General features: G+C 71.7%; 23 protein-coding genes. 7 read left to right on the plus strand and 16 right to left on the minus strand.

The window, feature by feature from the left end; genetic code table 11:
- The first annotated feature begins 3 nt into the window (after window positions 1–3).
- Entirely contained in the window at window positions 4–198 is a 195-nt protein-coding gene (locus tag ACX28W_RS02800) for a DUF1918 domain-containing protein (protein WP_362066243.1), read from the plus strand.
- A 16-nt stretch (window positions 199–214) separates the two neighbouring features.
- On the opposite strand, the gene ACX28W_RS02805 is transcribed toward ACX28W_RS02800, so the two are convergent.
- The gene (locus tag ACX28W_RS02805) at window positions 215–1,528 is read right to left on the minus strand and encodes a glycoside hydrolase family 10 protein (RefSeq protein ID WP_458997136.1); all 1,314 of its coding nucleotides are present in this window, start codon (window positions 1,526–1,528) and stop codon (window positions 215–217) included.
- A 176-nt stretch (window positions 1,529–1,704) separates the two neighbouring features.
- Between ACX28W_RS02805 and ACX28W_RS02810 the strand changes: the two genes are divergently transcribed.
- Window positions 1,705–2,565, plus strand: coding sequence for a 3-hydroxybutyryl-CoA dehydrogenase (locus ACX28W_RS02810; RefSeq protein WP_458997137.1), 861 nt, complete (start codon window positions 1,705–1,707; stop codon window positions 2,563–2,565).
- Between the two features lie 189 nt (window positions 2,566–2,754).
- The gene (locus ACX28W_RS02815; protein WP_458997138.1) at window positions 2,755–3,012 is read left to right on the plus strand and encodes a hypothetical protein; all 258 of its coding nucleotides are present in this window, start codon (window positions 2,755–2,757) and stop codon (window positions 3,010–3,012) included.
- Between the two features lie 23 nt (window positions 3,013–3,035).
- On the opposite strand, the gene ACX28W_RS02820 is transcribed toward ACX28W_RS02815, so the two are convergent.
- The 10 genes from ACX28W_RS02820 to infC form a co-directional block, all read right to left on the minus strand.
- Complete coding sequence (locus ACX28W_RS02820; RefSeq protein WP_458997139.1) at window positions 3,036–3,581, minus strand: NUDIX hydrolase; 546 nt, start codon at window positions 3,579–3,581, stop codon at window positions 3,036–3,038.
- A 126-nt stretch (window positions 3,582–3,707) separates the two neighbouring features.
- Window positions 3,708–5,048, minus strand: a complete 1,341-nt coding sequence (locus tag ACX28W_RS02825) for a transcriptional regulator (protein ID WP_458997140.1) — start codon at window positions 5,046–5,048, stop codon at window positions 3,708–3,710.
- Between the two features lie 356 nt (window positions 5,049–5,404).
- Window positions 5,405–6,556: a PP2C family protein-serine/threonine phosphatase gene (locus ACX28W_RS02830; RefSeq protein WP_458997141.1), complete on the minus strand. Its 1,152-nt coding sequence runs from the start codon at window positions 6,554–6,556 to the stop codon at window positions 5,405–5,407.
- Between the two features lie 302 nt (window positions 6,557–6,858).
- Window positions 6,859–9,360, minus strand: coding sequence for a phenylalanine--tRNA ligase subunit beta (pheT, locus tag ACX28W_RS02835; RefSeq protein WP_458997142.1), 2,502 nt, complete (start codon window positions 9,358–9,360; stop codon window positions 6,859–6,861).
- Window positions 9,360–10,484 (minus strand): phenylalanine--tRNA ligase subunit alpha, encoded by a 1,125-nt coding sequence (pheS, locus tag ACX28W_RS02840; protein ID WP_458997143.1) that lies wholly within the window; start codon window positions 10,482–10,484, stop codon window positions 9,360–9,362. The genes pheT and pheS overlap by 1 nt, the downstream gene beginning before the upstream one ends.
- 146 nt (window positions 10,485–10,630) lie before the next feature.
- Window positions 10,631–11,839: a sensor histidine kinase gene (locus ACX28W_RS02845; RefSeq protein WP_458997144.1), complete on the minus strand. Its 1,209-nt coding sequence runs from the start codon at window positions 11,837–11,839 to the stop codon at window positions 10,631–10,633.
- A 53-nt stretch (window positions 11,840–11,892) separates the two neighbouring features.
- On the minus strand, window positions 11,893–12,750 hold the full coding sequence (locus ACX28W_RS02850; RefSeq protein ID WP_458997145.1) for a TrmH family RNA methyltransferase: 858 nt from the start codon (window positions 12,748–12,750) through the stop codon (window positions 11,893–11,895).
- A gap of 559 nt (window positions 12,751–13,309) precedes the next feature.
- Window positions 13,310–13,693, minus strand: coding sequence for a 50S ribosomal protein L20 (gene rplT, locus ACX28W_RS02855; RefSeq protein WP_007380809.1), 384 nt, complete (start codon window positions 13,691–13,693; stop codon window positions 13,310–13,312).
- A gap of 95 nt (window positions 13,694–13,788) precedes the next feature.
- Window positions 13,789–13,983 carry a 50S ribosomal protein L35 gene (gene rpmI / locus ACX28W_RS02860; protein ID WP_007829094.1) on the minus strand — a complete coding sequence of 65 codons (195 nt, stop codon included), beginning with the start codon at window positions 13,981–13,983 and terminating at the stop codon, window positions 13,789–13,791.
- Window positions 13,984–14,137: 154 nt separating this feature from the next.
- Entirely contained in the window at window positions 14,138–14,854 is a 717-nt protein-coding gene (infC, locus tag ACX28W_RS02865) for a translation initiation factor IF-3 (RefSeq protein ID WP_458997266.1), read from the minus strand.
- 382 nt (window positions 14,855–15,236) lie between these two features.
- Between infC and ACX28W_RS02870 the strand changes: the two genes are divergently transcribed.
- Window positions 15,237–15,593 (plus strand): DUF1844 domain-containing protein, encoded by a 357-nt coding sequence (locus ACX28W_RS02870; protein WP_458997146.1) that lies wholly within the window; start codon window positions 15,237–15,239, stop codon window positions 15,591–15,593.
- A gap of 24 nt (window positions 15,594–15,617) precedes the next feature.
- Here ACX28W_RS02870 and ACX28W_RS02875 read toward each other — a convergent pair whose 3' ends face one another.
- Window positions 15,618–16,397, minus strand: a complete 780-nt coding sequence (locus tag ACX28W_RS02875; protein WP_458997147.1) for an SseB family protein — start codon at window positions 16,395–16,397, stop codon at window positions 15,618–15,620.
- A 149-nt stretch (window positions 16,398–16,546) separates the two neighbouring features.
- Between ACX28W_RS02875 and ACX28W_RS02880 the strand changes: the two genes are divergently transcribed.
- Entirely contained in the window at window positions 16,547–17,527 is a 981-nt protein-coding gene (locus ACX28W_RS02880) for a serine hydrolase (protein ID WP_458997148.1), read from the plus strand.
- Here ACX28W_RS02880 and mycP read toward each other — a convergent pair whose 3' ends face one another.
- On the minus strand, window positions 17,528–18,826 hold the full coding sequence (gene mycP, locus ACX28W_RS02885; protein WP_458997149.1) for a type VII secretion-associated serine protease mycosin: 1,299 nt from the start codon (window positions 18,824–18,826) through the stop codon (window positions 17,528–17,530).
- A complete protein-coding gene (locus ACX28W_RS02890; protein ID WP_458997150.1) occupies window positions 18,823–19,641 on the minus strand; it encodes a hypothetical protein in 819 nt (272 codons plus the stop codon). The genes mycP and ACX28W_RS02890 overlap by 4 nt, the downstream gene beginning before the upstream one ends.
- Before the next feature lie 67 nt (window positions 19,642–19,708).
- Between ACX28W_RS02890 and ACX28W_RS02895 the strand changes: the two genes are divergently transcribed.
- Both ACX28W_RS02895 and ACX28W_RS02900 read left to right on the plus strand, forming a co-directional pair.
- On the plus strand, window positions 19,709–20,869 hold the full coding sequence (locus tag ACX28W_RS02895; RefSeq protein WP_458997151.1) for a hypothetical protein: 1,161 nt from the start codon (window positions 19,709–19,711) through the stop codon (window positions 20,867–20,869).
- Between the two features lie 545 nt (window positions 20,870–21,414).
- Complete coding sequence (locus ACX28W_RS02900) at window positions 21,415–22,617, plus strand: amino acid deaminase/aldolase (RefSeq protein ID WP_458997152.1); 1,203 nt, start codon at window positions 21,415–21,417, stop codon at window positions 22,615–22,617.
- 155 nt (window positions 22,618–22,772) lie between these two features.
- Here ACX28W_RS02900 and ACX28W_RS02905 read toward each other — a convergent pair whose 3' ends face one another.
- On the minus strand, window positions 22,773–23,564 hold the full coding sequence (locus ACX28W_RS02905; protein WP_458997153.1) for a 3-oxoacyl-ACP reductase: 792 nt from the start codon (window positions 23,562–23,564) through the stop codon (window positions 22,773–22,775).
- Window positions 23,561–24,994: an aldehyde dehydrogenase family protein gene (locus tag ACX28W_RS02910; RefSeq protein ID WP_458997154.1), complete on the minus strand. Its 1,434-nt coding sequence runs from the start codon at window positions 24,992–24,994 to the stop codon at window positions 23,561–23,563. Before ACX28W_RS02910 ends, ACX28W_RS02905 begins: the two co-directional genes overlap by 4 nt.
- Window positions 24,995–24,998: the final 4 nt, after the last annotated feature.

Consider the following 24,998-nt stretch of genomic DNA (forward strand, 5'->3'; position numbering starts at 1 on the left):
CAGATGCATGCAGACGTGGGCGACAAGCTGGTGCAGCACGGCAGGATCGTCGGGCAGCACGACAAGGTCGCGGAGATCACCGAAGTCATGGGGAAGGAAGGCACTCCCCCGTACCGCGTCCGGTTCTCGGACGGGCACGAGGCCGTCTGCTCTCCGGGCCCCGACTCCGAAATCCGCCACAAGGACAACATGCGGTAGTTCTGCGTGTAGTAGTTCAGCGCACGGGTGTCGCCGGCCGCTGGTAGTGGTCGGCCACGACCCGTGCCATCGCACCGAGGCGGTCGGCCTGGACCTCCTTGGCGGAGAAGAAGACGTGCCCGCGCACTTCCGCGTGGTTCCGGGCGAAGGTGAGATGCCGGGAGAGTTCCGCCGGGTCCTGCCAGGCCGGGGGCTGCGCCGGGTCGCCCGCCTTGTAGAGCGCCTCCCCCACGTACAGCCGCACACCTGTGCCCTTGGTGACCGCCGCCCACCACGGTACGAGCTTCGCGTAGTCGGCGGCCGCGAAGCCGAGGTTCCAGTAGACCTGCGGGACGATGTAGTCGATCCAGTGCTCACGGACCCATTTCCTGGTGTCGGCGTACAGATCGTCGTACGTCTGCACACCGGTCTCGGTGTCCGAGCCGCGCGAGTCGGTCGCAGCGTTGCGCCATACCGCGAAGGGGCTGATCCCGAAGCGGGTGGCGGGCCGGATCTCGTGGATGCGGGCCGCCGTCTCCCGCACGAGCCGGTCGATGTTGTCGCGCCGCCAGGCGGCCCTGCTCGGGAAGCCCGCGCCGTGCGCCGCGTACGCCACGTCGTCGTCGAAGACCTGCCCGGCGACCGGGTAGGGGTAGAAGTAGTCGTCCCAGTGGACCGCGTCGATCTCGTACGTGCGCACCGCGTCGAGCATCGCGTCCTGTACGAACGCCCGCACCATGGGCAGTCCAGGGTTGTAGTACAGCTTCCCGCCGTAGGGGACGACCCAGTCGGGGTGCTTGCGGGCCGGGTGGTTCGCCACCAGCCGGGTCGGGTCGCTGTGGGCCGCGATCCGGTACGGATTGAACCAGGCGTGCAGTTCCAGACCGCGCGCGTGGGCCTCCTCGACCGCGGTGCCGAGCGGGTCCCACCCGGGGTCCTTGCCCTGGACGCCGGTCAGGTACTGCGACCACGGCTCGTACGGCGAGGGCCAGAGCGCGTCGGCCGTGGGGCGCACCTGGAAGATCACGGCGTTGAGGCGGCGGCGGACCGCCGTGTCGAGATGCTTGAGCAGTTCGGCGCGTTGCTGGGTGGCAGTGAGGCCGGTCCGCGAGGGCCAGTCGCGGTTGGAGACGGTCGCCAGCCACATGCCCCGCAGCTCCGAGGTCGCCCGCGCCCGGCCCGGCCCGTCACCGGCGCGCTCCCGGCCCGGCCCGCCGGCGGCCCGCTCCCCGCCGGGCACGCCTGCGACCCCCCTGGCGCCGGGCACGGCCACCGAGTCCCCTGCCGTGACAAGACCCGAGAGAGTAGTCGCCGCCGCCATCCCGAACGCCCGCCGTGACACCCGCCCCATCTGCACACTCCTCCACGCCGCACGCTGCGGATCCGTACGCTCACGGACCGTTTCCCCGCCCAGCATGGCCCGACCCGGACGATCGATCATCGATACTTGGGAGTAACGTGCACGATCGGAGCAGGCACCGGACAACGGAGGTCCTGCCACACCCGTAGATCAGCGAAGGGGACGATGTGACCGACATCGAACGCGTCGGAGTGGTGGGCTGCGGCCAGATGGGAGCGGGCATCGCCGAGGTGTGCGCCCGTGCCGGTCTCGACGTCAAGGTCGCCGAGACCACTGGCGAGGCGTTGGAGATCGGCCGTACCCGGCTGTTCAACTCCCTCTCCAAGGCGGCCGAGCGCGGCAAGATCTCCGCGGACGAGCTCACGGCCACCCAGAACCGGCTCAGCTTCACCACCGACCTCGGCGAGTTCGCCGACCGCGACCTGGTGATCGAGGCCGTCGTCGAGAACGAGCAGGTGAAGACCGAGATCTTCCAGGTGCTCGACCAGGTGGTGACCCGGCAGGACGCCATCCTCGCCTCCAACACCTCCTCGATTCCGCTGGTCCGGCTCGCCGTCGCCACCTCGCGACCCGACCAGGTCATCGGCATCCACTTCTTCAACCCGGCCCCGGTGCAGCAGCTCGTCGAGCTGATCCCGGCGCTGACCACGTCCGAGGGCACCCTCAGCCGGGCCCAGCTGTTCGCTGAGAAGGCCCTCGGCAAGCACGCGATCCGCGCCCAGGACCGCTCCGGTTTCGTGGTCAACGCGCTGCTGATCCCCTACCTCCTGTCCGCGATCCGGATGTTCGAGTCGGGCATCGCCAGCCGCGAGGACATCGACAACGGCATGGAGCTGGGCTGCGCCCACCCGATGGGCCCGCTCAAGCTCGCCGACCTCATCGGCCTGGACACCGTGGCCTCGGTCGCGTTCAGCATGTACGAGGAGTACAAGGAGCCGCTGTACGCCGCTCCCCCGCTGCTGCAGCGCATGGTGGACGCCGGACGGCTCGGCCGGAAGTCGGGCTCGGGCTTCTACACGTACGCCTGATTACGCGTCGTAAGTCTTGGGCACGCGTGGGCCCGGCACCTGATGCGGTGCCGGGCCCACGCCATTCACACACCGTGTGCGCGTCGGGCCCGCATATGCCCGTCGCACACTCTCCCCACGCGTCCACCAGGCGGGTTGACTTTCCGTGCGCATGCAAGCGATGTGACGACTACGGAAAGGAGCGGACTCGTGACCGCCGACCCGGAGCATCGCGTGGTCCAAGGGGAACTCGCAGAGTTACGCCGTCGCCTCGACGTGGCGCAGGCCCGCGTCGAGGGTGGGCTGGCTCTGCACAGTCACCGTGCCGAACAGACCGCCAAGGAGCTCGACGACCTGAGCACGCGGGTCGTCGCACTGGAACACACCCGCTGGCCACTGCCCGCGGTCGCGGCCATCGCGGCCGTCGGCGCACTCGCCGTGGCGGTCTGGCAGGCACTGGGGCACTAGCGTTCAGGACGCGGTGGGGGACATCACGGCGACGCGTCCTGCCCGAGCCTGAGGTGATGCAGGAGGAGTAGCGCGGCAGCCATGTTGGCGGCCGGGACCTCGCCGCGGGCGACCATGTCGGGGACGAGCTTGAGGGGAACCCATTCCCGACGGTCGGACTCGAAGTCGTCCACGGGGTGTCCGACGTACGTGCCTTCGCCGGCCCAGAAGATGTGGTGCCGGGCGTCGGTGAGCCCGTTGGAGGGCTCGACGCTCATCAGATGGCGCAGGGGTCCCGGTCGCCAGCCGGTCTCCTCCTCGAGTTCGCGGGCCGCCGCGACGGCCACGTCCTCACCGTCCTCGACGACGCCCGCCGCGAGCTCCCACCCCCAGCTGTCGGTGATGAAGCGGTGCCGCCACAGGAGCAGCACTTCATTGGCCTCATTCACCACAGTGGCCACCGCCACGGGCCGCAGCCGTATTAAAAAGTGATCGAGGTGCCGACCGTCCGGCAGCTCGACATCTGCGAGATTGACGCTGAACCAGCGGTTTGCATACACAGTTTGTTCGTTCTGTTTCGTCCACTGCACGGTTCTGCCACCTTCCGCCGAGTAGATGGCAATATCGCAGCAGGAGCGTCCTGACAGCAGGCGCACAGCGGTCGGCCTGCAGTGCGCCCGCAATGTGCCCCCGCCGTGCGGCGGCAGCTCAGCGGCCTAGAGCGGTACGCGCAGTGCCCCGTCGATGAGTTCGGCTGCCTCGGCCGTGCCGGCGCAGCCGCTGCGCACCAGGTGTTCGCGTACCGCGCGGAGTCTGTCACGCAGTCGCTGGGACTCCATCCCCCGCGCCTGCTCGGCCATTTGGACCGCGGTGGCCACCGCTTTGTCGGCATTGCCCTGGCGCAGCTCGATCTGGCTGAGCATGGCGAGCCGGTGCACCCGTCCCCGGTCGTGCGCCGGAGTGTCCACGGCCGCCGTGGCGTGCGCGGCCGCGGCCACCAGGTCACCGAGGCTCAGCAGCGCCTCCGCCACCTGTACGTTGACCAGGCCGGGCTGGACATAGCCGGTCTCGTCGGGCTCGTAACCGCGCCGGATGCGCTCGGCCGCCTGTTCGGCACGCCGGATGCAGGACAGCGCGCTGCTGCCGTCGCCGAGATGGGCGTACGCCTTGGCCTGCATCGCGTAGAGGTCGGAGGCGAGAGCCGGTGTGATGTGCCGACCGGCGGCCCGCAGCGCGGCCTCGGCGAAGGCGACGGCCTGCCGGTACTCGCGCATGAACAGGGCCTGGTTGACGAGCAGGGCTATGACATACGCCCCAAGTCCCCGGTCCCCACTGGCCTTCGCCAGCCGCAGTGCCTGGTGGAAGTAGCGCTGGGCCAGCCCGTGCGCGTCGGAGTCGTAGGCGCAGATGCCCGCGATGGCGACCAATCCGCCCGTCGCACGGTGGAGTTGGCGGCCGGTGGCGTCGGTGTAGCCGCCGCGCAGCAGCGGCGCGGTCTCCGCGTTGAGGAAGCCGACGATCCGGCTGCGCGTCGCAATGCCGCCGGCCTTGCGGTACATCTGCTCGTAGTGGGCGCGGGCCGCGCGCAGCATCTCGATGTCGGCCATGCTGACGTGTTGACGTCCGCCGCGGGAGACATCCACGTCCTCGGGTGGGTTCTCCCACTCCCACACGGGCATCACGGCGGGCGTACCGGTGACGGCCGGGGCGCCGAGGATGTGCGGGCGCTGCTGTTCGTCGGAACGCCACAGAGCGGTGGCGCGCTCGACGAAGCCGGAGAGCGAGGCGCCGTGCGGGGTGGACGGCTCGCCGGGCACGCCGAGTCCGATGTCGTCGAGCGTGACGGGCCGGTGCAGGCGTCCCGCGAGCACTTCACAGATCAGGTCGGGCACCTGGCCGCGCGGGCGCTGGCCCTTCAGCCACCGGGCCACGGCCGTGTGTTCGTATCTGAGCGCGAGGCCGCGCGCTCTGCCCGCCTGGTTGACGTGGGCGGCGAGTCCCGCGTGCGAGATGCCGGCCTCGTCGAGAATCGCGTCGAGCAGCGTGTTGGGCTGCATACAGGCCCCCGGGTGGCTCGGTGCCGACGGTGCGGTCAGAGTAGTGCGTCCGCGCTGCGTCGTGCGTCCCTCTTCACACGGGGTGTGAACGGAGTGCCCGAATCCGGGCGGTACGCGCGCTGTCGCAGAGAGTTTCCGGCCGATTGACTGAAATGCCTCGTAAGAGGCCGGCCGGGCCGCCGGCTCCCCCTCACACAGTGCGGCGGCCCGATTCCGCGCCGTCCGCCCGGCTGCCTGCGCGACACTCCGTGGCGGGGCGGACGGCGCGCTCCGCGGGGGGTAAAGAACTGGCGGGTAGTCAGTCGGCTGCGGGTCGTGTGTGGCTGGTCGCGCCCACGCGGCGGACCCGCGTGATGTCACAGCCCCGCGCCCCTGAAGACGGGCGCGCTGTACTCGCTTGGCCCGATGGGCCTGCGGTCGTTGCGGAGGACCAGGACTGCCACGTCGTCCGACGGTCTTCCACCGGTGTGCTGGAGCAGGTCGGTGAACACGGCGCGAAGGACGGTCTGGGGTGAGACGGGCTGGTTTCGGACGGCTTTGCTGAGCTCGGCCGGCAGCGGGAAGAACCGGCCGTGGCCGTCGCGCGCGTCCTCCACGCCATCGGTGTGCAGGAACAGCCCCTCGCCCGGCAGCAGTTGACCGCAGTGCACGAGGGACAGCTCCGCCGGGAGCGGGAACGGCCCGAGCGGAGGCAGGGGTTCGCCGGACAGCCGCTCGACATGCCCCTCCACGCCGTCCGGTCCGACACGGCTGCGCAGCAGATACGGCCACGGGTGACCGCAGTTGAGGGCGTGCACCTCGCCGTCGCGGCCGATCTCCAGGAGCAGCATGGTGACGAACTCCTCGGCGACCGGGCTCTCGGGGTCCAGGCCCATCGAGGGGTGCTCGGCCCGTGCCCGCTCGCGCAGGTGCCGGGCCAGGGCACGCTCCAGCCTCCGGAGCACACAGCCGAGTTCCGGCTCGTCGGGCACGGCCTCGCGGAAGCTGCCGAGGACGGCGGCGACGGTCCCGATGGCGCCGAGGCCGTGCCCGCGGACGTCGCCCATGATGATCCGGACGCCGTGCTCGGTGGCGATCACCTCGTACAGATCACCGCCGACGCACGCGCCGCGATCCGCGGAGAGCTGGGCCGCCGCGATGTTCAGCCCGTCGATCCGCGGCGGCAGCGGCCGCAGCAGCACGCTCTGGGCGGCGCCCGCGACCTTGCGGATCTGCCTGAGCTCCCGCAGCAGCGGCCCTCTGACGTGGAGTACCAGCCCCGTACCGACCGCGAAGAACAGGGCGCTGGTGACGATCCGGGCCCCGAGCCCGTCCTGCTGGGCGAGCGGGCAGGTCATCTTGAACGTGATCGCGATCGCGCCCCAGACGGTGGGCAGCCCCAGGCTCAACGTCCACCGCAACGGCTGCCGTTCGGCCCGGCGCACCGTCCGGGCCAGCCTCCGGGCCGGCTCCCGCGAATTCGTCCGGGGCGTCACCCTGCGGGGAGCCCCAGCCTTGATACGGATCATGCCGATTTGGCCCCCCAATAGGCCCTGACTGCGCAGATGACCTCCGAGAGGCCGGTCCGATTCTTGCGACCGCATGCCCCGATCGGGCCAGATCACCCGGACCTGTCACCCAAATGAGTGAGCCACCTTCGGGCACCTGCATTTATGCAGGTGGGCGCAGGGGGCGCCCCATAAAGGGGCGCGGGGGAATTGCCCCGAAGGAGCGCGGGGGAAGCGCCCAAAGGGGCGCGGGGAACTGCGCGCCCAGCCACGAATCACCCGCGGCCTACAAACAACCCGCAGTTCCCCGGCACCCGGCGGAGCTAGCTCCGCAACACCGCTCCCGTCCGCTCGCCCGCGAGGGCCACCGCCGTGTCGCGGGCCGCGGAGGCCTCGTCGACGGTCAGCGTGCGGTCGGCCGCGCGGAACCGCAGCGCGTAGGCCAGGGACTTCTTGTCCTCGCCGAGCTGCTCGCTCTCGTAGACGTCGAACAGCCGGATGGACTCGAGGAGTTCACCCGCACCCTCACGCAGCGCCGCCTCGACGTCCGCGTGCGGGACGGACCGGTCGACGACGAGCGCGACATCCTGCGTGGCGACCGGGAAGGTCGAGATCTTCGGCCCCTTGGGGTGGCCCGTGCTCGCCCGCTCCAGCGCGTCCAGGTCCAGCTCCATCGCGCAGCTGCGGGCGGGCAGGCCCAGGGTCTTGAGGACACCGGGGTGCAGCTCACCGGCGTACCCGATGACCGTCTCCGTGCCGTCGATGACGACGGCGAGCTCGGCGCAGCGGCCCGGGTGCCACGGCCCGTACTGGCCGGAGCGGACGAGGAGTTCGGTCCCCGCCTCGCGGGCCAGGGAGCGCGCGGCCTCGATGGCGTCGGCCCAGTCGCCCGGCCGGCCCTTGCCCCACCAGCCGGCCTGCTCGCGGGCGCCCGCGAGGACGACGGCGGCGTGCCGGGGCTGGACGGGCAGCGCGGCCGTGAGGGACGCGATCTCCTCATCGGTGGGACGGCGGTCGACGGGCAGGCGCCCGGCGACGCGCAGCTCGCTCTGCGGGTGGAAGACCAGCCCGGTTTCGAAGAGCGCCAGGTCGTGCGAGCCCCGCCCGTCGTTGCGGCGCAGCGCGCCGAGCAGGCCCGGCAGCAGCGTCGTACGGAGCGCGGGCTCCTCGTCGGAGAGCGGGTTGACCAGCTTGACGACCTTGCGCTTCGGGTCGTCGGCGGCCAGGCCGAACTGGTCGAAGACGTGCTCGCCGATGAACGGGTAGTTCAGCGCCTCGACGTATCCGGCACCGGCCAGCGCGCGGCCGAAACGGCGGTGCAGCCGTTGCCGGTCGGTCAGGCCCAGGCCCGCGGGGGGCTTGGGCAGGGTCGAGGGCAGGTTCTCGTAGCCCTCGAGCCGGATGACCTCTTCGGCCAGGTCGTTCGGGTCGGTCAGGTCGGGTCGCCAGGACGGCACGGTGACGATCAGGTCGTCCTGCCCGTAGACGTCGCAGCCGACCTGCTGGAGACGGCGTACGACGGTCTCGCGGCCGTAGTCGACACCGGCCACCTTGTCCGGGTGGTTCGCCGGGATGGTGATGCTGTGCGGCGCGGACGGCGCGATGACCTCGGTGACCCCGGCGTCGGCGGTGCCACCCGCGAGGAGCACGAGGAGGTCCACGGTCCGCTGGGCCGCGGCGGACGCGGCCTGGGGGTCGACGCCGCGCTCGAAGCGCTTGGACGCCTCGGAGGCCAGCTTGTGGCGGCGGGCGGTGCGGGCGATGGAGAGCGAGTCGAAGTGCGCGGCCTCGATGACGACCTCGGTGGTCGTGCCCTCGGTGTCGTCGATCTCCGTGTGGGCGCCGCCCATGACGCCCGCGAGGCCGATCGGGCCACGGTCGTCGGTGATCACCAGGTCCTCGGCGTCCAGCGTGCGCGTGACACCGTCGAGGGTGGTGAGCTTCTCGCCCTGCGCGGCCCGGCGCACGCCGATCGCGCCCTGGACGCGGGAGCGGTCGTAGGCGTGCAGGGGCTGGCCGAGCTCGAGCATCACGTAGTTGGTGATGTCGACGGCGAGCGAGATCGGGCGCATGCCCGCCTTCTGCAGCCGGCGCCGCAGCCAGATCGGGGAGCGTGTCTCGGCGTCGAGGCCCGTCACCGTACGGGCGGTGAAGCGGTCGCAGCCGAGCGGCTCGGAGATCTGCACCGGGTAGCCGAAGGCGTTCGGGGCCGGTACGTCGAGCAGCGCCGGGTCGCGCAGCGGCATCCCGTACGCGATGGCGGCCTCGCGGGCCACACCGCGCAGCGACAGCGCGTAGCCGCGATCGGGCGTGACGGCGATGTCGAGGACCTCGTCGACGAGCTGGAGCAGCTCGATGGCGTCGGTGCCGACCTCGTACTCCGGCGGGAGCACGATGATGCCGCCGGAGCCGTCGTCGCCCATCCCCAGCTCGTCGCCGGAGCAGATCATGCCGTGCGAGGTCTTGCCGTACGTCTTGCGCGCGGCGATCGCGAAGTTGCCGGGCAGGACGGCGCCCGGCAGGACCACGACGACCTTGTCGCCGACGGCGAAGTTGCGGGCGCCGCAGACGATCTCCTGGGGCTCACCGGTGCCGTTGGCGGTGCCGACGTCGACCGTGCAGAAGCGGATCGGCTTCTTGAAGTCCTCGAGCTCCTCGATGGTCAGCACCTGGCCGACGACCAGGGGACCCTTGAGGTCGGCGCCGAGCTGCTCGACGGTCTCGACCTCGAGGCCCACCGAAATGAGCTTCTCCTGGACGTCTCGGCCGGTCTGCGTCGCCGGCAGGTCGACGTACTCCCGCAGCCAAGAAAGCGGGACCCGCATCAGATCTCCATCCCGAACGGCCGGGTGAACCGGACGTCACCCTCGACCATGTCTCGCATGTCTTCGACGTTGTGGCGGAACATCAGCATCCGCTCGATGCCGAACCCGAAGGCGAATCCGCTGTACTTCTCCGGGTCCACGCCACAGGCGACCAGCACCCGCGGGTTGACCATGCCGCAGCCGCCCAGCTCGATCCAGCCCTCGGAGGAGCAGGTCCGGCAGGGGCGGTCGGGGTTGCCGACGGACTCGCCCTTGCAGACGTAGCAGAGCATGTCCATCTCGGCGGACGGCTCGGTGAAGGGGAAGTAGTTCGGCCGCAGCCGGGTCTTCATCTCCGGCCCGAAGAGCGCCTGGACCATGTGGTCCAGGGTGCCCTTGAGGTCGGCCATGGTCAGGCCCTCGTCGATGGCGAGGAGCTCGATCTGGTGGAAGACCGGGGTGTGCGTGGCGTCCAGTTCGTCCGTGCGGTACACGCGGCCGGGGCACACGATGTAGACGGGCGGCTCACGGTCGAGCATGGCGCGGGCCTGCACGGGCGAGGTGTGCGTACGCAGCACGACACCGGACTCGCCGTGATCGCCCTTCGGGCCCTCGACGAAGAAGGTGTCCTGCATCTGCCGGGCCGGGTGGTCGGGCGTGAAGTTGAGCGCGTCGAAGTTGAACCACTCCGCCTCGACCTCGGGGCCCTCGGCGATCTCGTACCCCATGGAGACGAAGACGTCCGCGACCCGCTCCATGAACGTGGTCAGCGGGTGGCGGGCGCCGGCCGGTACGCGGTCGTACGGCAGCGTGACGTCCACCGCCTCCTCGACCAGCACACGGGCGTCGCGCTCGGCCTCCAGCTCGGCCTGGCGGGCGGCGAGGGCCTTGTTCACGGCGCCGCGGGCCTGGCCGACCAGCTTGCCGGCCGCGGCCTTGGCCTGCGGGGGCAGGGCGCCGATCTCGCGGTTGGCGAGGGCCAGCGGCGAGGTGCCGCCGGTGTGGGCGACCTTGGCCTCCTGGAGCGCGTCGAGGCCGCCGGCGGCGGCGAAGGCGGCGAGCGCCTCGTCCCGCATGCGCTCGATCTCTTCCGGTTTCAAGGCCTCGACCTCTACAGGGTCGTACGACTTATTCGGTGCCGACATCTCTTCCCGTGCTTCCGGTTGGCTGGCGGATGGTCCCCGTCCCGACTCGGGGGACGCCTTGTCCCTGAAACGGGGACGCAAAGGTGCCAAAGGCCGAGTCTAACGGGGGTGAGGTGTGCAAATGCGCCCGTGGGGCCTCTTCGGCGTCAGAGCAGGTACGCCGGGGTGCTCACGGGCAACGTAAATCGGAACTCGGCGCCGCCGCCGGGGGCGCGGCCGACCGTGATGGTGCCGCCGTGGGCCTCGACGATGCCCTTGACGATGTACAGCCCAAGGCCCGTGCCGCCGCGCTTGCTGCCCCGCCAGAAGCGGGTGAAGACGCGGTTCATGGACTCCTCCGGGATGCCGGTGCCCTCGTCGCTCACGGTGACCGACGTGGCTGCGTTCGCAACGCCCTCCGCGCTTTCTGCGTGCTCCCGCTCGCGCGGGGATGCCGAGGGCGTGATGTCAATCGTGACGGTTCCCTCTCCGTGGCGCACCGCATTTTCGATCAGGTTGCTGAGCACCTGGTCGATCTTGTCGGGGTCGGCCCACAGGGCGGGCAGCGGGTGCTCGACGCGCAGCAGGAAGCGGTCGGCGGACTGGCCGGCGGCGACATAGGCCTGGATGTGACGGCCGACGGCGGCGCCGATGTCGACGGGCTGGCGGCGGACTTCGAGGCGGCCGGAATCGATGCGGGAGATGTCGAGCAGCTCGGCGATGAGCCGGGTGACCCGGTCGGCATCCGCGTCGACGGTCTCCAGCATGAGCTTCTTCTGGTCGTCGGTGAAGCGCTCCCACTTGGCGAGCAGGGTGGCCGTGAAGCCCTTCACCGAGGTGAGCGGGGAGCGCAGTTCGTGGGCGACGGTGGCGATCAGCTCGGCGTGGCTGCGCTCGGTGCGGCGGCGAGCCTCGGTGTCGCGCAGCGAGACGACGACGCGGCGGACGGGCCCGGTGGGCGCGGTGCGCACGTACCTCGCGGACACGAGCACCTCTCGTCCCCCGGGGAGCAGGAGGTTGCGCTCGGGCTGCCCGACCCGGATCGCGAGCCCGCCGTACGGGTCGGTCAGCTGCCACCAGCGGCGGCCTTCGAGGTCTTCTAAGGGCAGGGCCGCTTCCAGTTGCCGCCCCAGGGCGGCGGCGGCGGGGACGGCGGTGATGCGGGCGGCGGCGGCGTTGAAGCAGATCACCCGGCCGTCCTCGTCGGCGACGACGAGTCCGTCGGGCAGGTTGTCGGGGTCGATACCGAGATCGGCTCCCACACCGGCTCCGGGCTCGGTTCCCGATTCGGCGAGGTCACCGTGGCGCGACGCGGATGTGCCGCGCACGTCCCGTGCGCGCAGTGCGCTCTTCGCACCGCTCGTGCCGACACCCATCCCCGTACCCCACCTCTCGTCTGGCGCAGTGGGCCCCCGAGCCCGTCACCCTACTAGCTGTCGGTGACGGAACGGCACCCTCCGGAGGCGCGCTGTGCACGGGCGGACGCGTAGAGACATACGGCGGCGGCCGTCGCCAGGTTCAGGCTCTCGGCTTTTCCGTGGATCGGGACGCGCACGACGGCGTCCGCCAGCGCGCGGGTCTCCTCCGGGAGCCCCCACGCCTCGTTTCCGAACACCCAGGCGGTGGGCCCGCCCATGGTCCCCTTGTCGAGCTCGTCGTCGAGGTCGTCCTCGCCCGCGCCGTCTGCGGCGAGGATACGGACACCGGCGTCCTTGAGCCCTTGCACGGCCCGCTCTACGGGCACACCGACGGCGACGGGCAGATGGAACAGGGACCCCACCGAGGCGCGTACGGCCTTGGGGTTGTAGAGATCGACGGACGCGTCGGTGAGTACGACGGCCTCGGCGCCGGCGGCGTCCGCGCACCGCAGCACGGTGCCGGCGTTCCCGGGGTCGCGCACATGCGCGAGTACGGCGACGAGCTTGGGCCGCGCCGCGAGGATGTCGTCGAACGGGGTGTCGAGGAACCGGCAGATCCCGACCAGCCCCTGCGGGGTGACGGTCGTCGAGATGTCGGCGATCACGTCGTCGGCGGCGAGGTGCACGCGGGCTCCGGTGGCCCGGACGTCCCCGACGATGTCGGCGTACCGCTCCGCGGCTTCGACGGTCGCGAACAGCTCCACGAGCGTGGCGGCCCCGTCGACGCGATGGCCCGCCGCCTCGCGCACGGCCTGCGGTCCCTCGGCGAGGAACAGCCGCTCCTTGCCCCGGAAATTCCGCCTGGCCAGCCGCCGCGCGGCGGCGACGCGAGGCGAGTGCGATGAGATCAGCTCGGGGGCGGCGGACATGGGGTCACCTCAGTGGTTGCGGAGGACTGCTTCGAACCCGCTACGCCGCCCCCGCACCAACAACACCAAACATCTGTCCCCGGCTGCGGGCGGGCTGCGACTGCGGCTGGCGGGCGGATTTTTGCGTGCCTGGGCGGGTGCGGCTGCGGCTGCGGACGGATTACGGCTGCGGGCTGCGTGGACGGTGAGCGAGTCGCGAATTACGGCTGTGGGGCACGCGCGGGCTGCGGGCTGGGGCGGGCCGCGGGTTGCGGGTGGATCGCGGCTGCGGCTGCGGGTCCAGCCGAGATGTGTCCGTCACAGCCACCGAGCCGGGTCGGCGGGCACGAAGGTCCTTCTCCTCGCCGCGACGTCGCTCAGCAGGCGCGCCGACGCCCCGGCGGTGCAGAACCAGCCGGAAGAGCGCGCACAGCGAAAGCGGGCAGCGGGCACCGCGCCCGCACCCGCCCCGCAGGGCAAGTCACCCCGGCCCGACCCAGCGGAGCGCAAACGCACAGGGACCCGCAAGCCGCGAGGCAAGCGGGTCCACAGCTACGTCGGGCTCAAGCCGGCGCGAGCGTCACGCAGCCTTGGGCGCGTTCACGTCCGCCGGCAGCGCCTTCTGGGCGACCTCGACGAGCGCCGCGAACGCGGTGGCGTCGTTGACGGCCAGCTCGGCCAGGATCTTGCGGTCGACCTCGATGTTCGCGGCCTTCAGACCCTGGATGAAGCGGTTGTAGGTGATGCCGTTGGCGCGGGCAGCGGCGTTGATGCGCTGGATCCACAGCTGACGGAAGTCGCCCTTGCGCTTCTTGCGGTCGTTGTAGTTGTAGACCAGCGAGTGGGTGACCTGCTCCTTGGCCTTGCGGTACAGGCGCGAACGCTGACCGCGGTAGCCGGAGGCCGCCTCGAGGATCGCCCGGCGCTTCTTGTGGGCGTTGACTGCCCGCTTGACGCGTGCCACTTGTTAACTCCTTGTAGCGGGGCCGTGGGTGTGGTCACACGGCCCGAAATCGATTGGGTCCCGGTCCTGACGTACGGCGCCGAGGCGCCGATGCGTCACTTGCCGAGAAGCTTCTTGATCTTCTTGGCGTCGCCCGGGGCCATCTCGGCGTTGCCGGTGAGGCGACGCGTCAGACGGGACGACTTGTGCTCGAGCAGGTGGCGCTTGCCGGCGCGCTCGCGGAGCACCTTGCCGGAGCCGGTGACCTTGAAGCGCTTGCTGGCACCGCTGTGCGACTTGTTCTTCGGCATAGCGCCGTTCTCTCCTCGTCAGTGGCGTTCCGGTGCCCGGTCGTGAAACCGGGCACAGTAGAACGTCATGGATGTATCGATTGACATCCCTGGACTCATGTCCCGGGACTCCACGGACTCTCGTCCGCGGCTCCCCGGGGCCTTCGCCCTGGGATCAGGCCTCGGTGGAAGCCTCGGCCGGGGCCTCGGCGGTCTCGCCGTCGGTGACGCCTTCGTCGACGATGTCCTCGTCGGCGATGTCGGTCTCCGCGGCGTTCTGCGACTTGCCCGGGTTGGCCTTGGCCTCCGCCTTGCGGGCCGCCTGGGCCTCACGGGCTTCGGCCATCGCCTCGGTCTTCTTCTTGTGCGGGCCGAGAACCATGATCATGTTCCGGCCGTCCTGCTTCGGGTTCGACTCGATGAAGCCGAGGTCCTCGACATCCGACGCGAGACGCTGCAGCAGTCGGTAGCCGAGCTCCGGCCGGGACTGCTCGCGACCACGGAACATGATCGTGATCTTGACCTTGTCGCCCTGCTTGAGGAACCGGACGACGTGACCCTTCTTGGTGTCATAGTCGTGCGGGTCGATCTTCGGCCGGAGCTTCATCTCCTTGATGACCGTGTGCGCCTGGTTCTTGCGCGCCTCACGGGCCTTCATGGCCGACTCGTACTTGAACTTCCCGTAGTCCATGAGCTTGCACACGGGCGGACGGGCGTTCGCCGCGACCTCGACCAGGTCCAGGTCGTACTCCTGCGCAAGCTCCAGGGCCTTGGCAAGCGGAACAATCCCGACCTGCTCGCCGCTGGGACCGACAAGTCGCACTTCGGGAACGCGAATCCGGTCGTTGATGCGGGGCTCGGCGCTGATGGATCCTCCTCGGTAGCACCACACGACTGTCTGGAGGACAGCCGCGTATGTCTTTGATGACACGTAGACCAACCACCGCGGCACATGAAAAATGCCCCGGACGGGACACAGGCGGGGCTCCAAGGAATACCGGAACACCGCCGCGGTCAACCGCGGGGCGCACTTCGGGCGACTCCACCGTCCGTACGGAACGGTGGCGGCCGCCTGACCGGGTGACCCGCCATCCCGCAGGACGGTCGGGTGGGAGATCGGAGCCTCCACTTGTGGGCCGAGCACGCTTGCAGGTCGCATGGCGCATCCGGCCGGTCGTTACACAAGGTTAGCAGTTCCCCGGTGCCTGCGCTAACCAGGCGTCGCCCGGCTCCCGCAGTCAGGGGCGCGAGCGCCGGGGCCTATCGTGTGGGACATGAGTGACACCCCTCCCCAGAACCCCGACTTCGACACCATGACCCGCGACATCGCCGAGGTCCCCGCGGTCGAGGTGATCGTCACGGTCGCCGTCAACCTGATGAGCGCCGCCGCCGTGAAGCTCGGCCTGACCGAGGAGGGCGACGAGCACAAGGACCTGGACGAGGCCCGCAAGCTGGTGCACGCGCTGGCCGGGCTGCTCGACGCGAGCACCACGGAGATCAGCTCCTTCCACGCGGCTCCGCTGCGCGACGGGCTGAAGTCGCTGCAGCTGGCGTTCCGCGAGGCGTCGATCGTCCCGGACGAGCCGGGCCAGGGCCCGGGCGAGAAGTACACCGGCCCGATCTACGGCTAGGACCTGTCCGGCCGATCACGGTCCTCAGGAGCGTACGTACAGGGGCTCGCCCGGCGGCGTCGTCCCGGCCGGCAGCAATGCCAGGTCGAGGCCGCGCACCAGGCGGGCCCTCAGTGTTTCGTCGGCGGCGAGCCGCTCGGCGACCGTGCGCGCGGCTTCGGCCGGGACGGCGGACGGGTCCAGGACGAGGGCGAGGGTGCCGTCGGCCCGGCCTGGGCCGAGGTGGGCACGGAGCACGGCGGGCTCGGCGGCCACGGCGGCGCGTATGGCCTCGACCACGACGGGATCCGCGAGCGGGTCCGCGGTCGTACGCCCTTCGGCGAGGGCGAGCAGCGCCGGGCCGGTCAGCTCGTAGGGGACGGGACCGGCCAGATCGAGGACGACCGTGTCGGCCTTCTCGTGCGCGGCGGCCTGCAGGGCCTGGTGCAGGGGTACGGCGACGGGGCGGGCCTCGGGGTCCCACCGGGCCAGCGACTCGGTGGACGTGAAGGCGGGCAGCGCGGTGCGGTCGCCGGCCTTCAGGGTCGGCACCGCCATGTCGCTGGTCTTCTCGTGGCGCAGCCCGCCCTCCCGTCTCCCGCCACCACCCCTCCAAGGAGCTTCGCGCCCCTCCTTACTGTCCTCCTCGACCTCGCCGAGGACGGCCACAACGGGCACCAGGAGCCGGGCGCCCTTGAGCGCCTCCAGGACCGGCCGCACCGCGGTGCGGTCCTCGGCCCAGGCCGCGAGCGCCGCGCTCAGCCGGGGATCGGCGGAGCCGTCGTCGTCGGAGAAGCCGGAGTCGGGAATGTTCTTGTTCGCCACGGTCCCCGACCCTATCGGGGGGATGCTGCTGCGCTTGTGCGGGCCCGGAAACCTGACCGTGACAGTTTTCACGGAATTCTCATCTTTCGCTGACAAGCCTCTAACATTCGTCTAACGCCGAGCACAGGTGAGGCCCCCACCATCGCGGGATGGCCCCTCACAGAGCTCGTCGGCGCGTACCCGCCCCCAATCGGCGCAGGCACCTGATCTACGCCGTGGTGGCCTCCACCGTCCTCGTGGGCGGTACGGCGGTCGGGGCCGTGTATGTGAAGGCACAGGCGCACGACCGCGCCGGCCTCGTATCGTCCCCGGCATCGCCCACCGCGTCACCCACCGCGTCACCCACGGCGTCGGCGCCGGCGACCCAGGAGGCATCGGTGGAACCTGTGGCCCAGCCCGCGGTGGACCGGGACACGCTGCTCACCAAGGCGATGACGTCCGTGACGGTGGAGGACGGCGCCGACGTGTCGGTCGCGGTACTCGACCTCGGCTCCGGGGAGAGCGCCAGGTACGGCGAGGCGGCCTTCGACACGGCGAGCATCGTCAAGGTCGACATCCTCGCGACGCTGCTGCTCCAGGCGCAGGACGCGGACCGGCAGCTGACGGCGCAGGAGAAGACGTACGCCACCGCGATGATCACGAACAGCGACAACGTGTCCGCGTCCGCCCTGTGGGACATCGTCGGGCAGGCTGACGGCCTCGACGCCGCGAACAAGCGCTTCGGCCTGGCCGGGACCGAGGGCGGGGACGGTGCGCTGTGGGGGCTGACCCAGACCACCGCGGCCGATCAGTTGACCCTGCTCCAGCAGGTGTTCGGGGACGACTCCGAACTCGGCGAGGCCTCGCGGACGTACATCCAGGGGCTCATGGGCGAGATCGCCGCCGGCCAGCACTGGGGGGTGTCGGCGGCCGCCGACGGCACCGAGTGGGCCTTGAAGAACGGGTGGCTGGCGCGCAGCACGACCGGGCTGTGGGACATCAACAGCATCGGGCGGGTGGGCGTCGACGGGCACGACTACCTGGTGGCGACGCTGTCAGGCGGCAACACGACGAAGGCGAAGGGCATTTCGCTCGTCGAGGCGGCGGCGAAGGCCGCGGTCTCCGCCTTCCAGGACACGGCGAACGGCTAGCTAGAGGCTGTCGTCGTACCGGCGCGGTCCTCTGCGGCCCCGCCACAGGACGACGGCCGCGGCCAGCAGGACGACGCCGAAGCCGCCCGCGACAGGGCCGAGCCAGCCGGACGGAGAGTCGTCCTTCGCGGCGGCGTCGGGGCCTGATCCGAAGTACTTCCGGTCGTACGCGGCCGACTGCGGGTCCTCCGGCGCGAGCCGGCCGCCCGCCTCGATGGCGGCCGCGGGATCGACGAAGCCGTAGCCGCGGGAGTCGTCGCGGCCACCGCTGGGGGCGTCGCGGGCCGTGTCCTCCAGGAGCTTCTTGATCTGCGCCGGGGACAGGCCCGGGTGGGCCGCCTTGATGAGCGCGACCGCGCCGGAGACGAAGGCGGAGGCGGCGCTGGTGCCCCAGCCCTCGTAGTACTTGTCGTCCGGGTCGGCGATGACGACGTCGACGCCGGGGGCGCTGACGGTGGCGTACCAGCGGCGGGTGGAGAACGAGGCGCGGGTGCCGTAGCGGTCGACGGCCGTCGCCGCGATCACGCCCGGGTAGGCCGCGGGGTACGAGATGTGGTCGCCCTTCTCGCCGCCGTTGCCGGCCGAGGCGACGACTACCGCGCCCTTCTTCAGGGCGTACTGGACGGCGGCGTCCTCGGCGGGCTCGGGGTGGGCGGACTTGGAGTCGTCGCCGAGGGAGAGGTTGATGACGTCGGCGCCCTGGTCGGCGGCCCAGCGGATGCCTTCGGCGAGGGCGTTGCCGCGGGTGTTGCGTGCCTTCGTGCGGGCGGAGTCGCCGTCTTCGAGGATGACGCGGACGGGGAGGATCTTCGCCTCGGGGGCGATGCCCATGACGCCGTCGGCGTTGCCGAGGCCGTGTCCGTGGCCGGCGATGATCCCCGCCATGGCGGTGCCGTGCCGGGCCCAGGCGCGGTCGCCTCGGACGGCTCCGAAGCGGACCAGGTCCTTGCCGGTCAGGACGTTGCCGGCCAGGTCCGGGTGCTGGTCGTCGACGCCCGTGTCGAGGACGGCGACGGTGATGCCCTCGCCCTTCGTCGTGCGCCAGGCCTGCTGGGTGTGCATCGCGTCGAGGGCCCACTGCTTGGCGCGTATGTCGTCGGCGTGCGCGTCGGTGGACGGGAGCAGGGCGAGGGAGGCGGCCAGCAGCACACTGAGGAGTCCGGCCCTGCGCGTGCGGGTGCGATGTCCGGTCCTGCGGGCGCCGAGGCCCTTTCCGGCCTTGTGGGCGCCGAGGCTCTTTCCGTGCGCGCCGAGGCTCTTTCCGTGGGCGCCGAGGCCTTGTCCCGGCCCGTGGCTCATGACGGCTTCTCCGTGGCCGAGACGACGGTCTTGCGGAGGCTTCGCTCGATGCGGTCGGCGAGGCCCTGTGCCTCGTGGCCGAGGCCGGCCTGGGCCGGGGCCGTGGTCGCGCCGGACTTCATGGCGTCCTCGGCGGGCTGCGGGTCGGTGACGGCGCGGGCGTCGGCGAAGCCGGAGACGGCGTAGACGACGACGGGGGCGTCGGTGAGGACGGACACCGTCCAGGAGGCGCGCTGGGCGTCGCCGAAGCCGGCGGCGACGGTGTTCTCGACGGCGTACGGGCGGGGCATCAGATCGGTCCGCCGCTCGAGGCCCTCCTGCTGGAAACGGGTCTTCAGGGACGTCATGGCCGCCGCGTCCGCCTTGGTGAACAGCAGGCCGACGGTGGTGACATGGCTGTGGGTCGCGTCCGTGTAGGTGGCACGCAGCAGCCGCAGGCAGCCGACCGGCGCGAGGGCCTTGCGCAGGAGCGGGTCGAAGGCGTTCGCGCAGCCGCTGTCCGGGGCGACGGCGATACGGGTCCACGTCCGGTCGGCGCCGCCCGGGCCCGCGCCCTGGCCCTGCACGGTGGGCGGGAAGAGCTGGTCCACGGGCACGCTGTGCCACAGGCTCCCGGCCGCCGTGAACGCGCCGCGCGCACGGTCCGCGCCCGCGCTGTCCCCGGTCAGCCAACTTCCGGTCGCCGCACCGCCGATGAGTCCGAGCCCCAGCACGACACAGGCCACGACCGCGACCACCCGGGGCCGGGTACGTCCGCCCACGTGTCGCAGGCGTGCGGTGTCCTCGTCGTACGCCTCGGGCCGCGCGAACGTCACGAAAGGGCGCCCCGCGCCGGGGAGCGCGCCTGCGGACGCGGGCGGTTTTGCGGGAACCTCCGCGGGGATGGGCCGCAGTCGCGTGGTCGTCTCCGTGATCGCCTCCTCGGGTACGGCGTTCCGCCGTGCCGGGATGGTGTGCGGCATGCCGGGCCGCCAGCCGGACGGCGGGGCGTCGGGAAAACGGGCGGAGGCCGCGGGCGGGGGCAGCGTCGCGGGGGTGGGACGCCGCCCGGGCAGGGGCGGGTGCGTTTCCTCGCGGGGCGGGGCCGTGTCCGGCTGCGGGACGGAGGCGCGCGGAGACGCCGGAGCGTCCGCCGGCGCCGCCGAAGACGTCGCAGCGGCCGAGGGCCCGGAACCCGCCGCCGCGGAGGACGACTTCGGGTCGCGCGCAAGCCGGAAGGGCCACGACGTACGGGAACCGGAGGCCGAGCCGGGCGCGGCATCGTCCGAGGCGCCCGACGACAACGGCCCAGGGGACTCGCCGCCCGGGCGCGGCATCGCGTGGGCGGAGGTGCCGGACGGCACCGCCCTGTCGGACCGGTCCGAGTCGCCGCCCGAGCGCGCTCCCGCGACCGCGGTACCGGACGACGACGACCCACGCGCATCAGCACCGGAACGCGGCACCGCGTCGGCGGAGGTGCCGGACAGCGGCGGCATCGCGTCGCCCGCGGAAGGCGGCTGCCCGCGGTGCGGGGTGCGCGAAGCGGGGGCGTCTGCCATGGCGGGCGGCGCTGTCGGGCGGGGTGCGGCAGGCTGCGGGGCCGCGGCCGAGGGCGTGTCCTGGGGACCGGGCAGCGACCAGGGCTCGCCCGTCGCGGACGGTTCCGAACGACGGGGGGACGCGGGCTGCGGGGTGGCCGATGGCATGTTGTCCTGGGGACGGGGCAGCGACCACCAGGGCTCACCGCCCGCGGGCGGCTCCGTCGAGCGGGGCGCTCGAGCGCCGCCCGACGGCAGGTGTGTGGGTCGGGGCGGCACCGCGTCTCCCCGCGCAGGGGACGACTCGGGCCGCGGCGGAGTCGCCGGGCGGGGCGGCACTGCGTCGCCGCGCATCGGGGACCGCTCCGGCCGGGGCGGCGGGGTGTCCCGCCCGACCGGGGATCCCCCGGGCCTGGGTGGAGCCGCCGGGCGAAGCGGTACCGCGGGGCCGCCCGGCGGCGACGCAGACGCCGAGCGGGTCGGCAGGGTCCCTCCCCTCGGTGAGGATCCCTCGGTCCACGGCTGATTCACCGGGCGAGGTGGTATCGCGTCTCCCCGCGCAGGGTCCCCCGGCCGCGACACGGGCGCCTGGCGGGACGGCGTGGTCTCATCCCTCGTATCCGGCTCCCGCGTAGGGGATCCCTCGGGCCGTGGTGGGGTGGCCGTTTCCCGTACGGGAGATCCTCCGGCCTCGGTGGACTCTCGTGTCACGGGCGGCTGTTCCGGGTGCGGGGGTGCTGCCGGGCGTGGCGGGATGGAGGCGCGGCGCGCTTCCGTGCTCATGCACCCCCCGTTTCCTCGTACCCGGGCAACCGACCCGTCCCGGAGTTCGTACCGGAACGTTTCACGTGCGCGGAAAGAACCTCCCCGTCGGATCGCCCGTCACGGGCACGCATACCCGCACCGGTGGACCGTCATCCCGGGCGCAGCGCCCGGGCAAGGTCGTTCCTCCCTGCGTGCGCGTCACTCTACGGGTTGACGTGGGCCGGGAGGGCATCGGTCCAGGACCCCGGGGCATCTGCCCGGAACGTCCCCCTACCCTGCGGTAATCGAGTCTGGCAGGCTTCGGTCATGACTGCCCGCGCCGCAGACCGGGCCCGCTTCGACCGGGCCACCGCTCACCTCGACGCTCCTCTCGCGATCGTGGACCTGGAGGCCTTCGACGCGAACGCGGACGATCTGGTCCGCAGGGCCGGCGGAAAGCCGATCCGGGTCGCCAGCAAGTCCGTGCGCTGCCGCGCCCTGCTCGAACGCGCCCTGGCCCGGGACGGTTTCGCGGGCATCATGTCCTTCACGCTCGCCGAGTCCCTGTGGCTCGCGCGGTCCGGGTTCGACGACGTACTCCTCGCCTATCCGTCGGCGGACCGCGCGGCCTTCGCCGAACTGGCCGGCGATCCCAAGCTCGCGGCCGCCGTGACCGTCATGGTCGACGACCCGGCCCAGCTCCGTCTCATCGACGAGGCACGCGACGGCGGCACCGAGGTCGTGCGGGTCTGCCTGGAGTTGGACACCTCCCTCAAGCTGCTCGGCGGGCGGGTTCGGGTCGGGGCACTGCGCTCGCCGCTGCACTCGCCCGCCCAGGTCGCCGACATGGCCCGCGTCGTCGTCCGCCGGCCCGGGTTCAAGCTCGTGGGGATCATGGCGTACGAGGGGCACATAGCGGGCGTCGGCGACTCCGTCGCGGGCCGGCCCTTCCGATCGCGTGCCGTCAGGCTCATGCAGGCCACCGCGCGCAAGGAACTCGCCCAGCGGCGGGCCGAGGTTGTGCGCGCCGTGCGAGCCGTGGAGCCGGACCTCGAGTTCGTCAACGGCGGCGGCACCGGCAGCGTGCAGCACACGGCCGCCGAGGACGCGGTCACCGAGATCGCGGCGGGGTCCGGGCTGTACGTTCCGCGTCTCTTCGACAACTACACGTCGTTCAGCGGGCGTCCCGCCGCGCTCTTCGCCCATCCCGTCGTCCGTCGGCCGGGCGTCGGCGTCGTCACGGTCCTCGGCGGCGGATACCCGGCATCCGGTGCTCCGGGCCCCGACCGGCTGCCCGTTCCCCATCTCCCGGAGGGACTGAGATACGACCCCCAGGAGGGCCCCGGCGAGGTGCAGACGCCGCTGCTCGGCTCCCCCGCCGACGACCTGCTCATCGGCGACAAGGTGTGGTTCCGGCACGCCAAGGCCGGTGAGCTGTGCGAGCGGTTCGACGCACTGCATCTCGTGGCGGGCGACACGGTGACGGCGACCGTCCCGACGTACCGCGGGGAAGGCCACACGTTCCTCTGATTCGAGGGGAGACCCCGGGGTGATCCCCGGGGCCGCTACTGCGAGGGGCCGATGTGCTCCCCACGCCCCCACCGGTGTCCGCGTCGCCCACCGGGCGGATCCCCGCAACTCCAGGACGTGCCCCGAAAGGACGTGGAGCGGTCTGCGGAGGTGGTCTACAGAGGCGTGACGTACGCGCCCGAGATGCCGCCGTCCACCAGGAAGTCGGTGGCGTTCACGAAGGAGGAGTCGTCGCTGGCGAGGAACGCGACCGCCGCGGCGATCTCGTCCGCCTCCGCGAACCGTCCGACCGGGATGTGAACGAGACGGCGGGCAGCCCGCTCCGGGTCCTTGGCGAACAGCTCTTGGAGGAGGGGGGTGTTCACCGGGCCGGGGCAGAGCGCGTTGACACGGATGCCCTCCCTCGCGAACTGCACGCCCAGTTCACGTGACATGGCGAGGACGCCGCCCTTGGAGGCCGTGTACGAGATCTGAGACGTGGCGGCGCCCATGCGCGCCACGAAGGAGGCGGTGTTGATGATGGAGCCCTTGCCCTGGCGCCGCATGTAGGGGATCGCGGCCTTGCAGCACAGATAGACGGAGGTGAGGTTGACCTCCTGGACGCGCTTCCAGGCCTCCAGGCCGGTCTCCAGGATGGAGTCGTCGTCGGGTGGCGAGATGCCCGCGTTGTTGAAGGCGATGTCGACGGAACCGTAGGTGTCGTACGCCGTCCTGAAGAGCGCCTCGACCTGCTCGGGGTCGGTGACGTCGACCTTCACGAAGGTCCCGCCGACCTCCTCGGCGGCCGCCTTGCCGCGCTGCTCGTCGACGTCGCCGCAGACGACGTGGGCGCCCTCGGAGGCGAGCCGGCGCGCGGTGGCGAGGCCGATGCCGCTGCCGGCGCCGGTGATGACGGCGGTGCGGCCGACCAGCCGGCGGCAGATGTTCTGTTCGGTTGCTTCGGTCACTGTGCGGGGCCCTCCGTGCTGATGAAGACGTTTTTGGTTTCGGTGAAGGCGGTGAGGGCGTCCGGGCCGAGTTCGCGGCCGATCCCCGACTGCTTGTAGCCGCCGAAGGGGGTCCAGTAGCGGACGCTGGAGTGCGAGTTGACGGAGAGGTTCCCGGCGCGGACGGCCCCCGAGACGCGCAGCGCCCGGCCGATGTCACGGGTCCAGATGGAGCCGGACAGGCCGTACTCGGTGGCGTTGGCGAGCCGGATCGCGTCCGCCTCGTCCTCGAAGGGCAGGACGACGGCGACCGGCCCGAAGACCTCCTCGACGGCCACGCGCGCGCGGGGGTCGATGTCGGTCAGGACGGTGGGCGGGAACCAGAAGCCGGGGCCCTCGGGGGCCTTGCCGCGGATGCCGGCCGCTTCGGCGTCGGAGTCGGCGGCGCCGTCGACGTACGACCGTACGCGGTCCAGCTGCGCCCGGGAGATCAGCGGGCCCATCTGGGTCTGCTCCTCGGACGGGTCGCCGACGACGACGGACTCGATCGCCGGGGCGAGGAGTTCGAGGAAGCGGTCGTAGGCGGAGCGCTGGACGAGGATGCGGGTGCGGGCGCAGCAGTCCTGGCCGGAGTTGTCGAGGAAGGACATGGGGGCGGCGGCCGCGGCGGCCTCGATGTCGGCGTCGGCGAAGACGATGTTGGGGCTCTTGCCGCCGAGTTCGAGGGTGATGCGTTTGAGCAGGGCCGAACCCTTCGCCAACACCTGTTTGCCAACAGTCGTTGACCCAGTGAAGACGATCTTCGCTACGCCTGGGTGCTCGACCAGCGCGTTGCCCGCCACGGGGCCCGCACCCGGCAGCACCTGAAAGAGGTGCTCCGGAAGGCCCGCCTCCAGGGCGAGTTCGGCCAGTCGCAGAGCCGTCAGGGGTGTCGTCTCGGCGGGCTTGAGGATCACCGCGTTGCCGGCGGCGAGCGCGGGGGCGGTGCCCCAGGCCGCGATGGGCATCGGGAAGTTCCAGGGCGCGATGACGCCGACGACGCCCAGCGGCTCCAGGATCGTGACGTCGAGACCGCCCGGCACCGGGATCTGGCGGCCGGTGAGCCGCTCCACTCCCCCGGCCGCGTAGTCGAGGAGATCGCGGACGTTGCCCGCCTCCCAGCGGGCGTTGCCGATGGTGTGGCCGGCCTCGCGGACTTCGAGCCGAGCCAGCTCCTCGATGTGGTCGTCGACGACGGTCGCGAAGCGGCGCAGCAGCCGGGCGCGGTCGGCCGGCGCGGCGGCGGCCCAGGCCCGCTGGGCGCGGCTCGCCCGCTGGACGGCGGCGTCGACGTCCTGTGTTCCGGCGCCGGGGACGGTGGCGACGACTTCTTCCGTCGCCGGATTGAGGACGTCCAGTTCGTCATGCTCGTACTGCTCGTACTGCTCGTACTGCTCGTGCAGTTGCGACAAGTAA

The organism is Streptomyces sp. SD15 (genome assembly GCF_054462255.1).